This window comes from Enterobacter sp. CGMCC 5087 (genome assembly GCF_003144775.1).
GTDB lineage: Bacteria > Pseudomonadota > Gammaproteobacteria > Enterobacterales > Enterobacteriaceae > Enterobacter > Enterobacter cloacae_M.
Genome location: NZ_QFXN01000282.1, coordinates 23,689 through 38,462 on the forward strand (window position 1 = coordinate 23,689; position 14,774 = coordinate 38,462).

The following is a 14,774-nucleotide window of genomic DNA, read 5'->3' on the forward strand; positions in this document are numbered from 1 at the left end:
TTTTGATGGCTTTGTGGTGAGGGGATTCTGGAAATGTGGAAAAAGAGAAGATATATGCATGGATATTGTGGATAACCTGCGCATTATCCATAAAAAAACCCGCCGAAGCGGGTTTTTCGCCAATCGTTCTGCGTAAGCAGAATGGATTAACGTTTGGAGAACTGTGGACGACGACGTGCTTTACGCAGACCCACTTTCTTACGTTCAACCTGACGAGCGTCACGAGTAACGAAGCCAGCTTTACGCAGTTCAGAACGCAGGGATTCGTCGTACTCCATCAGAGCGCGGGTGATACCGTGACGGATCGCACCAGCCTGACCGGAGATACCACCACCTTTAACGGTGATGTACAGATCCAGTTTTTCTACCATGTCAACCAGTTCCAGCGGCTGGCGAACTACCATGCGGGCAGTTTCGCGACCGAAGTATTGTTCCAGAGAACGCTGGTTGATTACGATTTTACCACTGCCCGGTTTGATGAAAACGCGAGCTGCGGAACTTTTGCGGCGACCAGTGCCGTAGTATTGATTTTCAGCCATTGCCTATAATCCCGATTAGATGTCAAGAACTTGCGGTTGCTGTGCCGCGTGGTTGTGCTCGTTGCCTGCGTAAACTTTCAGTTTACGGAACATAGCACGACCCAGCGGGCCTTTTGGCAGCATGCCTTTAACCGCGATTTCAATCACACGCTCAGGACGGCGGGCAATCATCTCTTCAAAGGTCGCTTCTTTGATACCACCGATGTGGCCAGTGTGGTGATAGTACACTTTGTCAGTACGCTTGTTGCCGGTTACAGCAACTTTATCAGCGTTCAGAACGATGATGTAATCACCGGTATCAACGTGCGGAGTGTATTCCGCTTTATGCTTACCGCGCAGGCGACGAGCCAGTTCAGTAGCCAGACGGCCCAGAGTTTTACCGGTCGCGTCAACAACATACCAGTCGCGCTGTACGGTTTCTGGTTTAGCTGTAAAAGTTTTCATTAAAAGCTTACCCAAATAATAAGTTACACGTTGGTGAACACCCAAACGTTTAGTCAGTTGAGGTTCACACGACAAAGTCCGGCAAACCTACCCCTTCGAATAGCACATGCCGACACATAGAAAGTTTCGGGAAAAAAACCTTCTCGTAACGTGGGGTCGCAAGATTATAGAGAAGTTGAGGTCAAAGATCGACCCTTAAATGTGATTTGGAATGGGTTTTTCGGGGGTGAGTGATGTGCGGTCTGGAGCCCTCACCCCCAGCCCCTCTCCCAGGGAGAGGGTGGCATTTATGGCATATGCTCCAGCTTCAGGTATTCCTCACTCTGCATCTCCTGCAGACGCGACAGGCAGCGCTGGAACTCAAATTTCAGCCGCTCTCCCTGGTAAATCTCATATAAAGGTACCTCGGCGCTGACCACCAGCTTGACGTGGCGCTCATAAAACTCGTCCACCAGCGCAATGAAGCGCCGTGCTTCGCTCTCCATCAGCCGCGTCATCACCGGCACGTCCAGCACCATCACGGTGTGGAAAAGACGCGAAAGCGCAATGTAGTCATGCTGGCTGCGGGCATCCACGCAGAGCGTCGTAAAGGAGACCGCCAGCGTTTGGTTTTCGACGCCGAGCGTGGGCAGCGGTCGATGGTTAATCTCGAGTTCCGGGGCGTGCTCGCGTTTTTCTCCCGCCAGCGCCAGCCAGAGTGTATCCATCTCGCGGGTGGTCTCTGCATTTAACGGCGAGAGCCACAGGTGCGCCTGGGTCAGCGTGCGCAGACGATAATCGACACCGGCATCGACGTTCATGATATCGCAGTGCTGCTTGATGGCATCGATGGCGGGCAGGAAGCGTGCCCGCTGCAGGCCGTTACGATAAAGCTCATCCGGCGGGATATTCGACGTGGCCACCAGCGTGATCCCGCGGGCAAATAGCGCTTTCATCAGGCCGCCTAGCAGCATTGCATCGGTGATGTCAGACACAAAAAACTCGTCGAAGCAGAGCACGTCCGTTTCAGCTTTGAACCTGTCGGCCACAATCTCCAGCGGATCGCTCTTGCCCTGCAGTGCGGTCAGTTCTTCATGCACCCGCAGCATAAAACGATGGAAGTGCAGACGCTGCTTACGTGCGCCAGGCAGGCTCATATAAAACAGGTCCATCAGCCAGGTTTTTCCGCGACCGACCCCGCCCCACATATATAAACCGCGCACCGGCGCGTGAGCCTGTTGCGTTTTTTTACCGAGCAACCGCCCAAACGCCGCCTTTAGCCCACCGTTCTGTTCAACGTCAGCGGGTTTTTCCGTGAGCTCCTGATAAATCATCTCCAGACGGTTTACCGCCTCACGTTGAACGTCATCAGGCTGATGAGTGCCCTCGTTAAGGGCCAGTTGATATCGCGATGCAGGGGACAGGTTTTGCATAATCTTATTGTTATTCCTTCAATTAACGCTCACCAGCAGACGTGACTGATGAAAAAAAGGCCGTTCTACACTACGCGATGATACGTCAGGATTCCACTTCTGCAGAAATAGCGGTTATAGTGGCATTATCAGGCACAGGCAGGAGCCGAGCCAACACCCTACGGAACAACAAGACAACGGGAGAAGTTCATGACCTGGGAATATGCGCTAATCGGTTTAGTCGTCGGCATCGTCATCGGTGCTGTGGCCATGCGTTTCGGTAATCGCAAATTGCGTCAGCAGCAGTCACTGCAGTACGAACTGGAAAAGAACAAAGCCGAGCTGGAAGAGTATCGTGAAGAGCTGGTCAGCCATTTTGCCCGTAGCGCCGAGCTGCTGGACAACATGGCAACCGACTATCGTCAGCTGTATCAACATATGGCAAAAAGCTCCAGCAGCCTGCTGCCGGAAATGACCGCGGAAACCAACCCGTTTCGCAACCGTCTGGCTGACTCTGAAGCCGGTAACGATCAGGCGCCCGTTCAGATGCCTCGCGACTATTCCGATGTCGCGTCCGGCCTGCTGCGCGGCGGTGTAAAACGCGATTAATCGCACAACCTGAATTTATTTTACGGGCGCAGCGATTGCGCCCGTCCTTTCCTGATGACCCCAGCTATCATTTAGTTAAACACCTCATTGTTCAGCGGTTTAAAATTCAATAACATCAACGTGTTTTTAGGGCCGTTTTTCCTTTATTCCAGGTTACGAGAGTCAACATCGATGAAGAAAAAAAACCAGCTGTTGAGCGCTATCGCGTTAAGTGTCGGGTTATCTCTCTCGGCGTCCGTCCCTGTATTTGCCGCTATTCCTTCCCAGGTGCCTGGCCAGGCGGCCATTCCAAGCCTCGCGCCAATGCTGGAAAAAGTGTTGCCTGCGGTCGTCAGCGTTCAGGTTGAGGGCACCGCAGTACAAAGCCAACGCGTCCCTGAAGAACTGAAAAAATATTTTGGCGATGAGTCTCCCGACCAGCAGGCTCAGCCTTTTGAAGGCCTGGGCTCTGGCGTCATTATTGATGCGGCAAAAGGCTATATCCTGACCAACAATCACGTCATCAGCCAGGCCGATAAGATCAGCGTCCAGCTGAACGATGGCCGTGAATTTGATGCCAAACTGATCGGCGGCGATGACCAGAGCGACATCGCGCTGCTGCAGGTACAAAACCCAAGCAACCTGACCCAGATTGCCATAGCGGATTCCGACAAACTGCGCGTCGGCGATTTTGCCGTCGCTGTAGGCAACCCCTTTGGTTTAGGGCAGACCGCTACTTCCGGGATCGTCTCGGCGCTGGGACGCAGCGGCCTCAACCTGGAAGGGCTGGAAAACTTCATCCAGACCGATGCATCAATCAACCGTGGTAACTCCGGCGGAGCATTGCTTAACCTTAACGGCGAGCTGATTGGGATTAACACGGCTATTCTGGCCCCGGGCGGTGGCAGCATCGGGATCGGTTTTGCTATCCCCAGCAATATGGCCAAAACCCTGGCGCAGCAGCTGATCCAGTTCGGTGAAATCAAACGCGGGCTGCTGGGTATTAAAGGTATGGAGATGAGCGCGGATATCGCAAAAGCGTTCAATATCAACGTACAGCGCGGGGCGTTTGTCAGTGAAGTGCTGCCAAACTCCGGCTCGGCAAAAGCGGGCGTGAAATCAGGGGATGTGATCGTCAGCCTGAACGACAAACCGTTGAACAGCTTTGCAGAACTGCGTTCACGGATTGCCACGACGGAACCTGGCGCCAAAGTGAAGCTGGGCCTGATACGTGACGGTAAGCCGCTTGACGTTGAGGTGACGCTGGATAAGAGCACCTCATCCTCGGCCAGTGCGGAGCTTATCGCCCCGGCGCTACAGGGGGCTACGTTAAGCGACGGGCAGCTGAAGGACGGCACGAAAGGCATTAGCATCGATACCGTTGAGAAGAGCAGCCCTGCCGCACAGGCCGGATTGCATCAGGATGACGTGATTATCGGTGTCAACCGCAACCGCGTGCAGTCTATTGCCGAACTGCGCAAGGTGCTGGAAAGCAAACCGGCGGTTATTGCCCTGCAGGTCATGCGTGGCAATGAGTCCATCTATATTCTGTTGCGCTAAGCATTTGCGACCCGGACATCACCGCTGCGTGTGATGTCCGGATAACTCATGTTATGCTGCAAATCGTTCCTTTTTTAACGACACGCGCATCATGCTTTTAAAGCTCTTACGTTCTACTGTCATCGGTTTGATTGTCGCTGGCCTGCTGCTGCTGGCGCTGCCGTCTTTACGTCAGTTCAATAAACTGTCGGCTCCCCAGTTCGATAGCACGGATGAAACGCCGGCCACCTATAACCAGGCCGTCCGCCGTGCCGCACCTGCCGTGGTTAACGTCTATAACCGAGGCCTGAATACCTCAGCCCATAACCAGCTGGAGATCCGCACCCTCGGCTCCGGCGTGATCATGGACGAGCGCGGCTACATTATTACCAACAAGCACGTGATTAACGATGCCGACCAGATCATCGTCGCTCTGCAGGATGGCCGCGTGTTTGAGGCGTTACTCGTTGGTTCTGACAGCCTGACCGACCTGGCCGTGCTGAAAATTAATGCCACGGGCGGTTTGCCGGTCATCCCGATCAACCGTAAACGTACCCCGCATATTGGTGACGTCGTACTGGCTATCGGTAACCCTTACAACCTGGGCCAGACCATCACCCAGGGGATAATTAGCGCGACCGGTCGTATCGGTCTGAACCCCTCCGGGCGGCAGAACTTCCTGCAAACCGATGCCTCCATCAACCACGGTAACTCCGGCGGGGCGCTGGTGAACTCGCTGGGCGAGCTGATGGGTATCAATACCCTCTCGTTCGATAAAAGTAACGACGGTGAGACGCCGGAAGGGATCGGCTTTGCCATTCCGTTCCAGCTGGCGACCAAAATTATGGATAAACTGATCCGCGACGGACGCGTGATCCGCGGCTATATCGGTATCGGCGGGCGCGAAATTGCACCGATGCATACCCAGGGCGGCGGTATCGATCAGATTCAGGGCATCGTGGTTAACGAGGTGGCACCGGGTGGTCCGGCGGCTAACGCGGGGATTCAGGTAAACGATGTGATTGTTTCGGTCAACGGCACGCCAGCGGTCTCTGCGCTGGAGACGATGGATCAGGTGGCAGAAATTCGCCCGGGTTCTATCATCCCTGTTGAGGTCATGCGCAACGATAAGAAACTGACGCTGCACGTGACGATTCAGGAATACCCGGCCACTAACTGACAGGCATAAAAAAACGGAGCGATAAGCTCCGTTTTTTTTACCGGGAGACGGTTCGTTTTACTTGTTAACGAACTCTTCGCCCAGGGTGATATCTTTCTTCAGCGTATCCAGCATGCCTTCCATCGCGTGTTGTTCAAACGCGCTCAGCGTACCAATGGATTTACGCTCTTCGATACCGTTTTTACCCAGCAGCAGCGGTTGGGAGAAGAAGCGAGCGTGTTCGCCATCGCCTTCAACGTAAGCGCATTCAACAACGCCTTTCTCGCCCTGCAGAGCGCGAACCAGTGACAGACCAAAACGCGCAGCCGCCTGGCCCATAGACAGGGTTGCAGAACCGCCACCCGCCTTCGCTTCCACCACTTCGGTGCCCGCGTTCTGGATACGTTTAGTCAGGTCAGCCACTTCCTGCTCGGTGAAGCTCACGCCTGGGATCTGCGACAGCAGAGGCAGGATGGTGACGCCAGAGTGACCGCCAATTACCGGTACTTCCACTTCTGTTGGCTGCTTGCCTTTCAGCTCAGCAACAAAGGTGTTGGAACGGATGATATCCAGCGTGGTTACGCCGAACAGTTTGTTTTTGTCGTAAACACCCGCTTTCTTCAGCACTTCTGCCGCGATAGCCACGGTGGTGTTCACCGGGTTAGTGATGATGCCGATGCATGCTTTCGGGCAGATTTCTGCAATCTGCTGCACCAGGTTTTTCACGATGCCCGCGTTGACGTTGAACAGGTCTGAACGATCCATGCCTGGCTTACGCGCCACGCCTGCAGAAATCAGCACCACGTCGGCACCCTGCAGCGCAGGACGTGCATCTTCACCGGAGAAGCCTTTGATTTTTACAGCAGTCGGGATGTGGCTCAGGTCAACCGCCACACCTGGGGTTACCGGAGCAATATCGTACAGGGAGAGTTCTGAGCCTGAAGGCAGTTGGGTTTTCAGTAGTAGGGCAAGCGCCTGGCCGATACCACCAGCAGCGCCGAGGACTGCGACTTTCATCCTAAACTCCTTATTATGGTTAACTTAAGTATCTGTAAATCCGTTGCGGCGACCATAATTCAGCAAGTAAATAATTACAATTTTCGTAGCTAAAGAATTTGAGGTCACGCGACTTTATCTCTCACCAGAAGACTATCTGACGACAGAGGGCAACGCATTAAGAGGTGGTTACAATACACCCTGCCCCGCCACCAAAACAACATCATTTTGATAACATTTAATTTACTTTTAAGCTTATTTGCGCGGCGTGACCCAGGCATGTTTTCTGATAACGAAATCTGATAAAATCACTCCCTTTCATAACATTATTTCAGCCTGGCGCTGAGTAGATAATTTGCATAAAAATTCATCCACATGCATAATAATGTTGTTTCTATCGTCATATTCCGGGTGACTTATGCGAAGCTCGTCTAAGCAAGAAGAATTAGTAAAGGCCTTTAAGGCGCTACTCAAAGAAGAGAAATTCAGTTCTCAGGGAGAAATTGTTCAGGCGCTGCAGGAACAAGGCTTCGATAACATCAACCAGTCGAAAGTCTCCCGCATGTTAACGAAATTTGGCGCGGTGCGTACGCGTAACGCCAAGATGGAGATGGTCTATTGCCTGCCGGCAGAACTTGGCGTGCCGACCACCTCCAGCCCGCTCAAAAACCTGGTTCTGGATATCGATCATAACGACGCCGTCGTGGTGATCCACACAAGCCCTGGTGCAGCACAGCTGATTGCCCGCATGCTGGACTCGTTGGGTAAAACGGAAGGTATCCTCGGGACTATCGCCGGTGATGACACCATCTTTACCACACCGGCTAGCGGTTTCTCCGTGAAAGATCTCCACGAAGCCATTCTGGTACTGTTCGAACAGGAACTCTAATCCCCTCTCCCCGTAGCGCCGCTGCGGGGATCGTTCTGCTTCCGCTGCGTTTCTCCCTCGTTTCCACTGCCCTTTACTTTGACAAATAGTGCTTTTTACCACCTATTAAGATTCATCTGGTGAATGCTAAATCAAAAAATCGCACAAAAAATCAAAAGCTGATATCCATATGATTTTATTAGATATAACCAACAAAAACGAACAAAAAACGCCCAATATTATGCAATTTGGTTATAAAAAAAAGACTGGTTAACACATAATAACAAGAGAAATCATTAGCCTGGTATTAATTTTTGCCGTTATTAGTGTATACTTGATTTTGTGATGAGGGTCACGAAACAAGACCCCACTAAAAAATTCGACGAGGTAAAAATCATGAAAATCAAATCAACTGTAGCGGCGCTCAGCGTCCTGTCCGTCCTGTCATTCGGTGCTTTCGCAGCAGACTCTATCAATGCTGACCAGGCGCAATCCCGTCAGGCCATCGGTACGGTTTCTGTCGGCGCGGTCGGCACATCGCCAATGGACATGCATGAGATGCTGAACAAAAAAGCGGAAGAACAGGGTGCGTCATCCTATCGCATCATCGAAGCGCGTTCTGGTGACCAATGGCACGCCACCGCTGAGCTGTACAAATAAGTTTTAGTAATAACTGAAGACGAAAATCTCCACTCAACGGCACCAGGCATAAAAATAGCTGTTCAACCCTTCTCGCCGTTGAGTAAAAAACCCTATTCAGGAGTAAAGACTATGAAAACCAAATTGATCATCGCAACCCTCGGTCTGGCATCCGTTCTCTCTTTCGGCGCAAGCGCAGCCGTACAGCAGGTAAATGCCGACCAGGCACAAAATCTACAGCGTATGGGCAGCATCTCCGTAACGTCTGTCACCGGTTCACCTATGGATATTCGTCACGAACTTGCCGCCAAAGCTGAAAAAGCAGGCGCCAGCAGCTATCGCGTCACCGAACTGAATCAGGGTGACCACTGGCATGCAACGGCAGAGCTGTATAAATAAACCCTCGTCGTATCTCATCATACGACTTGCCCCTGGCCTCATGGTCAGGGGCTTTTTTCATTCAATGCCGCGCGTTAAAGCGCAGCTGCCCTTCAAGCTCTTCTTCCGCTTCATCGAACAGCAATATCAGCGCGCCAAAACGTCTTCGCAGCTTATCAGGCAAATGGATGAACTCAATTTCCAGCGGTAGCGGCAACTGACTGCCGGTGACCACGTCCCACAGCGTATCCAGATTCGTCACGCTTTCTCGTTCAAGATCAAACGCCCGGATAAATTCACGGTAGAAGTCTTCCTGACTGTCGATCTCGTCAAAATCAAACGTATAGGTTTTCATTGCCAGCCACCCAGTCCAGGCGAGCGGCAGATGCCGCCCTGTCTATTATAATCCCCCAATATGCAGGGTTTTAACTTCCAGATACTCTTCCAGCCCCAGCACGGAGCCCTCTCGTCCAAGGCCTGACTCTTTTACGCCGCCAAAGGGCCCAAGCTCCGTGGAGACAGCGCACTCGTTGATGCCGATCATCCCGCTCTCGATGGCCTGTGAAACGCGGAAGACCCGAGAAAGATTCTGGGTGTAGAAGTAAGCCGCCAGTCCATAGGGGGTGTTGTTGGCGCGCTGGATAACTTCATCTTCCGAGGTGAAACGGAAGCACGCCGCCACCGGGCCAAACGTCTCTTCTTCTGCGAGCTTCATGCCTTCATGGCAGTCGCCCAATACGGTTGGCATCCAGAAATTCCCGCCAAGTGGATGAGGCTTACCTCCTGCCAGTACGGTTGCGCCCCGGGCAACGGCGTCGTCGACATGCTCACGCACCTTGTTGACCGCAGAAGGTTCAATCAGCGGCCCGACCATGACCCCCTCCTCAAGACCATTACCCACCTTCAGCGCATTCACCGCATCGGCGAGTTTATTCACAAATTTGTCGTAGACGGTTTCCTGAATATAAAAACGGTTCACGCTGACGCAGACCTGCCCGGCATTGCGGAACTTGTTGGCGATCGCACCCTTAACCGCGGCGTCGATATCCGCATCCTCAAAAACGATATACGGGGCATTTCCCCCCAGCTCCATCGAGACTTTTTTCATGGTTTCTGCGGCGTTACGCACCAGCGTTTTGCCGACGGAGGTTGAGCCGGTAAAGGAGATTTTACGTACGTCGCGGCTTGCCATAATCGCATCGCTGATTTCATGCGTATTCCCGGCTACGGCGTTGAGAACACCGTCGGGCACTCCGGCCTGTTTCGCCAGCGTAAGCAGCGCAAAGGCGCTGAGCGGCGTGTTATTGGCCGGTTTAATGACCCCGGTGCATCCTGCTGCCAGCGCCGGGCCTAACTTGCGGGTGAGCATGGCCATCGGGAAGTTCCACGGCGTAATCGCCGCGACCACACCAATGGGTTCACGGGTCGCCAGAATGCGTGAGCCGGGTTTTATCGGCGGAATAATTTCACCGTTCGCGCGTTTGGCCTCTTCGGCAAACCACTGGATAAAGCTGGCGGCGTACTCGACTTCTCCCTCCGCTTCTTTCAGGGGTTTGCCCTGTTCGGTGGTCATCAACCGCCCGAGCCAGCTTTTATTCTCAATAATCAGTTCGTACCAGCGGTAGAGAATCGCCGAGCGTTCTTTCGCGGTTTTGGCACGCCATGCCGGGAAGGCCTGGGTAGCCGCTGCAATAGCGTCTTCGGTCTGTGCTTTACCCGCTTTTGCGACTTTAGCAATGACCTCGCCGGTCGCGGGATTCAGCACATCAAAGGTTGTATCCAGCGTTTTCCAGATTCCGTTGACCAGATAACCGGTCTGAAAAAGGATGTGGTCCTGAAGCGCCTGGGTCGTCATGTGTTCTCCCTTTCTGAAATGTAAGAACGTGCTGGAATAAGTATAGCCACAAAAAAACCGACACTTTTGGCGTCGGTTTTTTACTTCAGTCAGTTATCCGTGAGGGCATTCTGGTAGCGATGCAGCATAAACACCAGCCGTCCTACCGGCTCGGTCACCTGAGGCGGCGCCTCCCAGTGCTTGAGTTTTTCCTGATAGGTATCGAGCTCTTCAAGCAGCTGCGTAAAGTAGCGGCGCCGTTTGTCATCGCTGCTGGCAGAAAGCACGTGATCGGCGGTACGACGCAGCTGTCGGTGGTATGCCGACAGATCGTCGTTGATCGGCACGGGCGCGTTACGCAAACGCTGGTGCGCAATGATCATGGTTAACGCCAGGCGGAACTTCGCGATATCGCCCGGGAACTTGTTCAGCAGCAAAAACAGCTGCTGGTACAGCGCGGGGAGGTGGTTCTCTTTACGGCGCGCGGTATTGGTTGTCAAAGATGACACGGCAGCCGACACGAACTGGTTCAGCAGCACGCGGCCCGTTCTTGCCTGCGAGTTATCCCGCACCAGCAGTATCACCATCATGGCCAGGAAGCAGCCCACCAGCTGGCCTAACGCGCTGTCGAGGAACTGGCTGAAATGGAAGGTCATCGGGTTATCGAGCACGATGATGTTAATCGTACTCGCCAGCGCCCCCAGCGATCCCAGACGCCGCTTTTGCACTTCAATGCCTATAAAGAACGCCATTACCGCCAGGCTAATACAGAGCAGCAGCATGCTCTGTTGCGTCGAGGGGATGATGACCAGGAAATAGAGCGCGCCTATCGGCAACGCGGCAATCGTGCCGTAAAGGAAATCAATGGCGACCATACGCGGATTAGGCAGACGCATCGCCAGTGCGGTCACAACGGCAATCATCACCATCGCGCCGCTGCCGGACGTCCAGCCCGTCCACAGCCAGAACAGCGTGCCGAGCATGCAGGCAAGCGTCGTACGCCAGAAATTGACCATGGCGTGATGGCGCTCGGCGGATTCCGCCTTGATCACCACTTCCCCCTGCAGCACCTCTTCTTCCGCCGCGCTGATTTTGGTGTTACCAATCACGCCGCGCTTCAGCAGCAGATAGCGCGTCGCGGCGCCGACCCAGGTGTAGATGGTCACCGGCGTGTCCCGCTCCCCGGTCCAGGCAATCACCCGGCGCATGCGCTTAAGCTGCTTATGCACGTCCTGTACGGTTTCCACCGGCTCGGCAAACAGTTCGCGGAACGTATCGGTGACCGCTTCCGGCCGGGTGTTCTGAATCAGATAGGTTTCACAGGCCTGGGTAATCAGCGTCAGAGAGACGGTGTTGAGGGCTTTAAGACGTCGATTCGCGCGGGCCCAGCGCGAGGACTCCATGTTAAGGTTGCTGCGCATACCTTCCAGCGCCTGCGTACGGCGTACCAGCCCGCTCCAGGCTTTATCCACCTCTTCGCTGTCGCCGTGCTTAATGCACAGCTGCATCAGCTGATACTGGGCAACAATCAGCGCGTCGAGCTCACGGTCGACCTCCTGCTTGATGGAGCGCGGGGAGAAAAGCAGATCAGCGACGATCGCGCTGACAATACCAATCACAATTTCGCTGCAGCGCTCCACCGCAAACTGCGGGGCCAGCAGCGGTTCGCTTTGGATAGTGATGATAATAATCAGCGCGGTATAGCCCGCCAGCCCCCAGGCGTAGGAGTTCTCCACTTTCACCAGAGACGAGATCCAGGTGCAGAAACCCGCCCAGATGCAGCAGACCATCAGCATCAGCAGCGGGGTGCGGATCATGAGAATAATAATGGTCAGCGCCGCGAAACAGCCGATAAACGTCCCGATAATACGCAGCATCCCGCGATAGCGGATCGCGCCTGAATAGGGTTCCCCACCCGCGGCAAAGGCCGGGCCCGCCGCGACAATCGCGGCCGTCAGCACTGCCCAGCGAGGGGTTTCAAGCTGGAAGTGAAAGCCAACAAACAGCGCCAGCACGATGGCGCACGCCAGCTTCACGGCGAAGCGAATGTGCTGGCTGGCGATGGAAAAGATACCCATGGCGATTAACCAAACTCGCGCAGGCGGTGGGCAATTTTACGGAAGAACGAGTCCTGGCTGGCATCCCGGTCCTTTTCACCGGTGATCACCACCGTCGCCGTGGTACCCGCAGGCCACAGATTTCCCTGCTGTTCATCCAGATGAATACGTACCGGCACGCGCTGGGCCAGACGCACCCACTCCAGGTTGGAATCGACCGTCGCCATCCCTTTGGCATCGTTAGAGCTGCTGGAGTTAGTCACCCCTGCGGCAACGCTGTCGACGGTGCCTTTAAAGACGCGGTTGCTGCCGAGCGGCGTGATTTCAGCCCGGTAACCTGGGCGCACGCCTTCCAGCTTGGTTTCTTCCATGTAGGCGAGAACGTAGAAGGAGTTCTGTTTAACCAGCGCCACGGCGGTAGAGCCACGGGTAATGAATTCCCCGGCATAGACGTTGAGGTTGGTCACCCAGCCATCGGACGGCGCGCGGATCACGGTGCGCTCGAGATCGAGTTTCGCCAGATCGCGCGTTGCCTGCGCTTTCGCCAGCTGGTGCAGCACGGTTTGCAGCACGTTATTGGACTGGTCAATCTCTTCACGGGACATTGCCTGAACGCCCAGCTGATTACGGCGGCCTGCCTCGCGGCGTTTCTCCGCAGCGAGCGCCTGATAATAGGCCACGTCCGCTTCCGCCTCTTCCAGCGCTTTCTGGTAACGAGGCTGGTCGATGGTGAACAGGACCTGATCTTTTTTCACCAGCTGGTTATCGTGGACGTTGACCGCCGTGATAAGACCGGCCACGTCAGGGGCTATTGCCACCACATCGGCGCTGAAGCGTGCATCACGCGTCCACGGTGATTCGGTGTAATAAACCCAGGCGCGGAAAATAGCGATGAAGGCGAGGATAACCAGCGCCATTGTGATGGCAGTGCGGGAGATTTTTCTTGTTAGCGTTTTCACATCAACCTCAGACAAACATGCGCGATATCAGATAAAACAGGCAGCAATACAGCGCGGTATTGAACAATGCAGGGTGCCAGACGAAATCGTAGATCCCGGTAGGGACCAGCACCTTGCGCACCAGCCAGAAGATCGCCAGTGATAAAAGAAGCTCGAAAAATATCGGTGGGAACGACAGACCGAACACCACGATAACGGGAAACAGACTCATGTTGACCTTGATAAGAGAGAGTGCAGGCTTCAGAATTTTTTAGCGCACGCCACCGCAGGAGAGCAAGAAACGCCGGGCGAGAATGGCGCAGCCGTTATGTAATTAATAATATATTAACGTAACTGTTATGCTGTTATCTATAATATGTGATCTAAATCACTTTTAAGCCAGAGTGAACAATGGAACGTTTAAAACGCATGTCGGTCTTCGCCAAAGTGGTTGAGCTGGGCTCTTTTACCGCTGCTGCACGCCAGCTTCAGATGAGCGTCTCATCCATCAGCCAGACGGTGTCCAAACTGGAAGATGAGCTTCAGGTCAAGCTGCTCAACCGCAGCACCCGCAGCATTGGGCTGACGGAAGCGGGTAAAATTTACTATCAGGGCTGCCGCCGTATGCTGCTTGAAGTGCAGGATGTTCACGAACAGCTCTATGCCTTCAACAACACCCCCATCGGCACGCTGCGCATCGGGTGTTCTTCAACTATGGCACAAAATGTTCTCGCTGCCATGACGGCGGATATGCTGAAAGAGTACCCCGGTCTTACGGTCAATCTGGTGACGGGTATCCCGGCGCCGGATCTGATTGCCGACGGGCTGGACGTGGTGATCCGCGTCGGCGCGTTGCAGGATTCCAGCCTGTTCTCGCGTAGGCTGGGCAGCATGCCGATGGTCGTCTGCGCTTCGAAGAGCTATCTGGCGCAGTACGGTGTTCCGGAGAAACCCGCCGATCTCACCAACCACTCGTGGCTGGAGTACAGCGTGCGGCCCGATAATGAATTTGAGCTGATCGCTCCGGAAGGGATCTCCACCAGGCTGCTGCCGGAAGGACGGTTTGTCACTAACGATCCGATGACCATTTCGCGCTGGCTGGTGGCCGGCGCCGGGATCGCCTACGTGCCGTTAATGTGGGTGATCAACGAGATCAACAGCGGCGTGCTGGAGATCCTCTTCCCGCGCTACCAGTCCGATCCGCGACCGGTGTACGCCCTGTATACCGAAAAAGACAAACTCCCGCTCAAGGTACAGGTGTGTATTAACTATCTGACCGAGTATTTTGTGGACGTGGCGGAGCTATTTCAGGGGATGCGGGGGAGAAGGAAAGAGTAAGCCTTTCCCCAGAAGGGCGAGGGAGAAAAGACAGCGTAGAGCAATCCCCTCTCCCCTTTGGGGAGA

16 protein-coding genes are annotated in these 14,774 nt (G+C 54.2%); 7 read left to right on the top strand and 9 right to left on the bottom strand.

The features are described from left to right. Positions 1 to 146: 146 nt before the first annotated feature. The 3 genes from rpsI to zapE form a co-directional block, all read right to left on the bottom strand. Positions 147 to 539: a 30S ribosomal protein S9 gene (gene rpsI, locus DEO48_RS24135; RefSeq protein WP_003860436.1), complete on the bottom strand. Its 393-nt coding sequence runs from the start codon at positions 537 to 539 to the stop codon at positions 147 to 149. Positions 540 to 554: 15 nt separating this feature from the next. Continuing rightward, positions 555 to 983, bottom strand: coding sequence for a 50S ribosomal protein L13 (gene rplM / locus DEO48_RS24140; RefSeq protein WP_006178824.1), 429 nt, complete (start codon positions 981 to 983; stop codon positions 555 to 557). Positions 984 to 1,270: 287 nt separating this feature from the next. Beyond that, entirely contained in the window at positions 1,271 to 2,395 is a 1,125-nt protein-coding gene (zapE, locus tag DEO48_RS24150; protein WP_109846511.1) for a cell division protein ZapE, read from the bottom strand. Positions 2,396 to 2,584: 189 nt separating this feature from the next. Here zapE and zapG point away from each other — a divergent pair, with 189 nt between their 5' ends. The 3 genes from zapG to degS all read left to right on the top strand — a co-directional run bounded on the left by zapG (position 2,585) and on the right by degS (position 5,681). Next, the gene (gene zapG, locus DEO48_RS24155; RefSeq protein ID WP_109846512.1) at positions 2,585 to 2,983 is read left to right on the top strand and encodes a Z-ring associated protein ZapG; all 399 of its coding nucleotides are present in this window, start codon (positions 2,585 to 2,587) and stop codon (positions 2,981 to 2,983) included. A 171-nt stretch (positions 2,984 to 3,154) separates the two neighbouring features. Further along, complete coding sequence (gene degQ, locus DEO48_RS24160; protein WP_023309385.1) at positions 3,155 to 4,522, top strand: serine endoprotease DegQ; 1,368 nt, start codon at positions 3,155 to 3,157, stop codon at positions 4,520 to 4,522. 91 nt (positions 4,523 to 4,613) lie between these two features. After that, entirely contained in the window at positions 4,614 to 5,681 is a 1,068-nt protein-coding gene (degS, locus tag DEO48_RS24165; RefSeq protein ID WP_023309386.1) for an outer membrane-stress sensor serine endopeptidase DegS, read from the top strand. Between the two features lie 57 nt (positions 5,682 to 5,738). On the opposite strand, the gene mdh is transcribed toward degS, so the two are convergent. After that, positions 5,739 to 6,677 carry a malate dehydrogenase gene (mdh, locus tag DEO48_RS24170; protein WP_023309387.1) on the bottom strand — a complete coding sequence of 313 codons (939 nt, stop codon included), beginning with the start codon at positions 6,675 to 6,677 and terminating at the stop codon, positions 5,739 to 5,741. Positions 6,678 to 7,074: 397 nt separating this feature from the next. Between mdh and argR the strand changes: the two genes are divergently transcribed. The 3 genes from argR (at position 7,075) to yhcN (DEO48_RS24185) (ending at position 8,562) form a co-directional block, all read left to right on the top strand. Beyond that, on the top strand, positions 7,075 to 7,545 hold the full coding sequence (argR, locus tag DEO48_RS24175; RefSeq protein WP_023309388.1) for a transcriptional regulator ArgR: 471 nt from the start codon (positions 7,075 to 7,077) through the stop codon (positions 7,543 to 7,545). Positions 7,546 to 7,920: 375 nt separating this feature from the next. Beyond that, positions 7,921 to 8,184 (top strand): peroxide/acid stress response protein YhcN, encoded by a 264-nt coding sequence (gene yhcN / locus DEO48_RS24180; protein WP_109846526.1) that lies wholly within the window; start codon positions 7,921 to 7,923, stop codon positions 8,182 to 8,184. Positions 8,185 to 8,295: 111 nt separating this feature from the next. Next, positions 8,296 to 8,562: a peroxide/acid stress response protein YhcN gene (gene yhcN, locus DEO48_RS24185; RefSeq protein WP_023333630.1), complete on the top strand. Its 267-nt coding sequence runs from the start codon at positions 8,296 to 8,298 to the stop codon at positions 8,560 to 8,562. Between the two features lie 61 nt (positions 8,563 to 8,623). Here yhcN (DEO48_RS24185) and DEO48_RS24190 read toward each other — a convergent pair whose 3' ends face one another. The 5 genes from DEO48_RS24190 to aaeX form a co-directional block, all read right to left on the bottom strand. Continuing rightward, positions 8,624 to 8,896 (bottom strand): barstar family protein, encoded by a 273-nt coding sequence (locus tag DEO48_RS24190; RefSeq protein ID WP_023309391.1) that lies wholly within the window; start codon positions 8,894 to 8,896, stop codon positions 8,624 to 8,626. A 45-nt stretch (positions 8,897 to 8,941) separates the two neighbouring features. Continuing rightward, positions 8,942 to 10,396: an NAD-dependent succinate-semialdehyde dehydrogenase gene (locus tag DEO48_RS24195; RefSeq protein ID WP_109846513.1), complete on the bottom strand. Its 1,455-nt coding sequence runs from the start codon at positions 10,394 to 10,396 to the stop codon at positions 8,942 to 8,944. An 89-nt stretch (positions 10,397 to 10,485) separates the two neighbouring features. Next, positions 10,486 to 12,453 carry a p-hydroxybenzoic acid efflux pump subunit AaeB gene (gene aaeB, locus DEO48_RS24200; RefSeq protein WP_023309393.1) on the bottom strand — a complete coding sequence of 656 codons (1,968 nt, stop codon included), beginning with the start codon at positions 12,451 to 12,453 and terminating at the stop codon, positions 10,486 to 10,488. Between the two features lie 5 nt (positions 12,454 to 12,458). Further along, on the bottom strand, positions 12,459 to 13,391 hold the full coding sequence (aaeA, locus tag DEO48_RS24205) for a p-hydroxybenzoic acid efflux pump subunit AaeA (protein WP_023309394.1): 933 nt from the start codon (positions 13,389 to 13,391) through the stop codon (positions 12,459 to 12,461). A gap of 7 nt (positions 13,392 to 13,398) precedes the next feature. After that, positions 13,399 to 13,602, bottom strand: a complete 204-nt coding sequence (aaeX, locus tag DEO48_RS24210) for a p-hydroxybenzoic acid efflux pump operon protein AaeX (RefSeq protein ID WP_003860416.1) — start codon at positions 13,600 to 13,602, stop codon at positions 13,399 to 13,401. A 179-nt stretch (positions 13,603 to 13,781) separates the two neighbouring features. Here aaeX and aaeR point away from each other — a divergent pair, with 179 nt between their 5' ends. Then, a complete protein-coding gene (gene aaeR / locus DEO48_RS24215) occupies positions 13,782 to 14,708 on the top strand; it encodes an HTH-type transcriptional activator AaeR (protein ID WP_023309395.1) in 927 nt (308 codons plus the stop codon). The last annotated feature ends 66 nt before the right edge of the window (positions 14,709 to 14,774 follow it).

Coding starts and splice junctions, on each gene's coding strand:
- rpsI (WP_003860436.1), bottom strand. CDS start 539: ATGGCTGAAAATCAATACTACGGCACTGGTCGCCGCAAAAGTTCCGCA.
- rplM (WP_006178824.1), bottom strand. CDS start 983: ATGAAAACTTTTACAGCTAAACCAGAAACCGTACAGCGCGACTGGTAT.
- zapE (WP_109846511.1), bottom strand. CDS start 2,395: ATGCAAAACCTGTCCCCTGCATCGCGATATCAACTGGCCCTTAACGAG.
- zapG (WP_109846512.1), top strand. CDS start 2,585: ATGACCTGGGAATATGCGCTAATCGGTTTAGTCGTCGGCATCGTCATC.
- degQ (WP_023309385.1), top strand. CDS start 3,155: ATGAAGAAAAAAAACCAGCTGTTGAGCGCTATCGCGTTAAGTGTCGGG.
- degS (WP_023309386.1), top strand. CDS start 4,614: ATGCTTTTAAAGCTCTTACGTTCTACTGTCATCGGTTTGATTGTCGCT.
- mdh (WP_023309387.1), bottom strand. CDS start 6,677: ATGAAAGTCGCAGTCCTCGGCGCTGCTGGTGGTATCGGCCAGGCGCTT.
- argR (WP_023309388.1), top strand. CDS start 7,075: ATGCGAAGCTCGTCTAAGCAAGAAGAATTAGTAAAGGCCTTTAAGGCG.
- yhcN (WP_109846526.1), top strand. CDS start 7,921: ATGAAAATCAAATCAACTGTAGCGGCGCTCAGCGTCCTGTCCGTCCTG.
- yhcN (WP_023333630.1), top strand. CDS start 8,296: ATGAAAACCAAATTGATCATCGCAACCCTCGGTCTGGCATCCGTTCTC.
- DEO48_RS24190 (WP_023309391.1), bottom strand. CDS start 8,896: ATGAAAACCTATACGTTTGATTTTGACGAGATCGACAGTCAGGAAGAC.
- DEO48_RS24195 (WP_109846513.1), bottom strand. CDS start 10,396: ATGACGACCCAGGCGCTTCAGGACCACATCCTTTTTCAGACCGGTTAT.
- aaeB (WP_023309393.1), bottom strand. CDS start 12,453: ATGGGTATCTTTTCCATCGCCAGCCAGCACATTCGCTTCGCCGTGAAG.
- aaeX (WP_003860416.1), bottom strand. CDS start 13,602: ATGAGTCTGTTTCCCGTTATCGTGGTGTTCGGTCTGTCGTTCCCACCG.
- aaeR (WP_023309395.1), top strand. CDS start 13,782: ATGGAACGTTTAAAACGCATGTCGGTCTTCGCCAAAGTGGTTGAGCTG.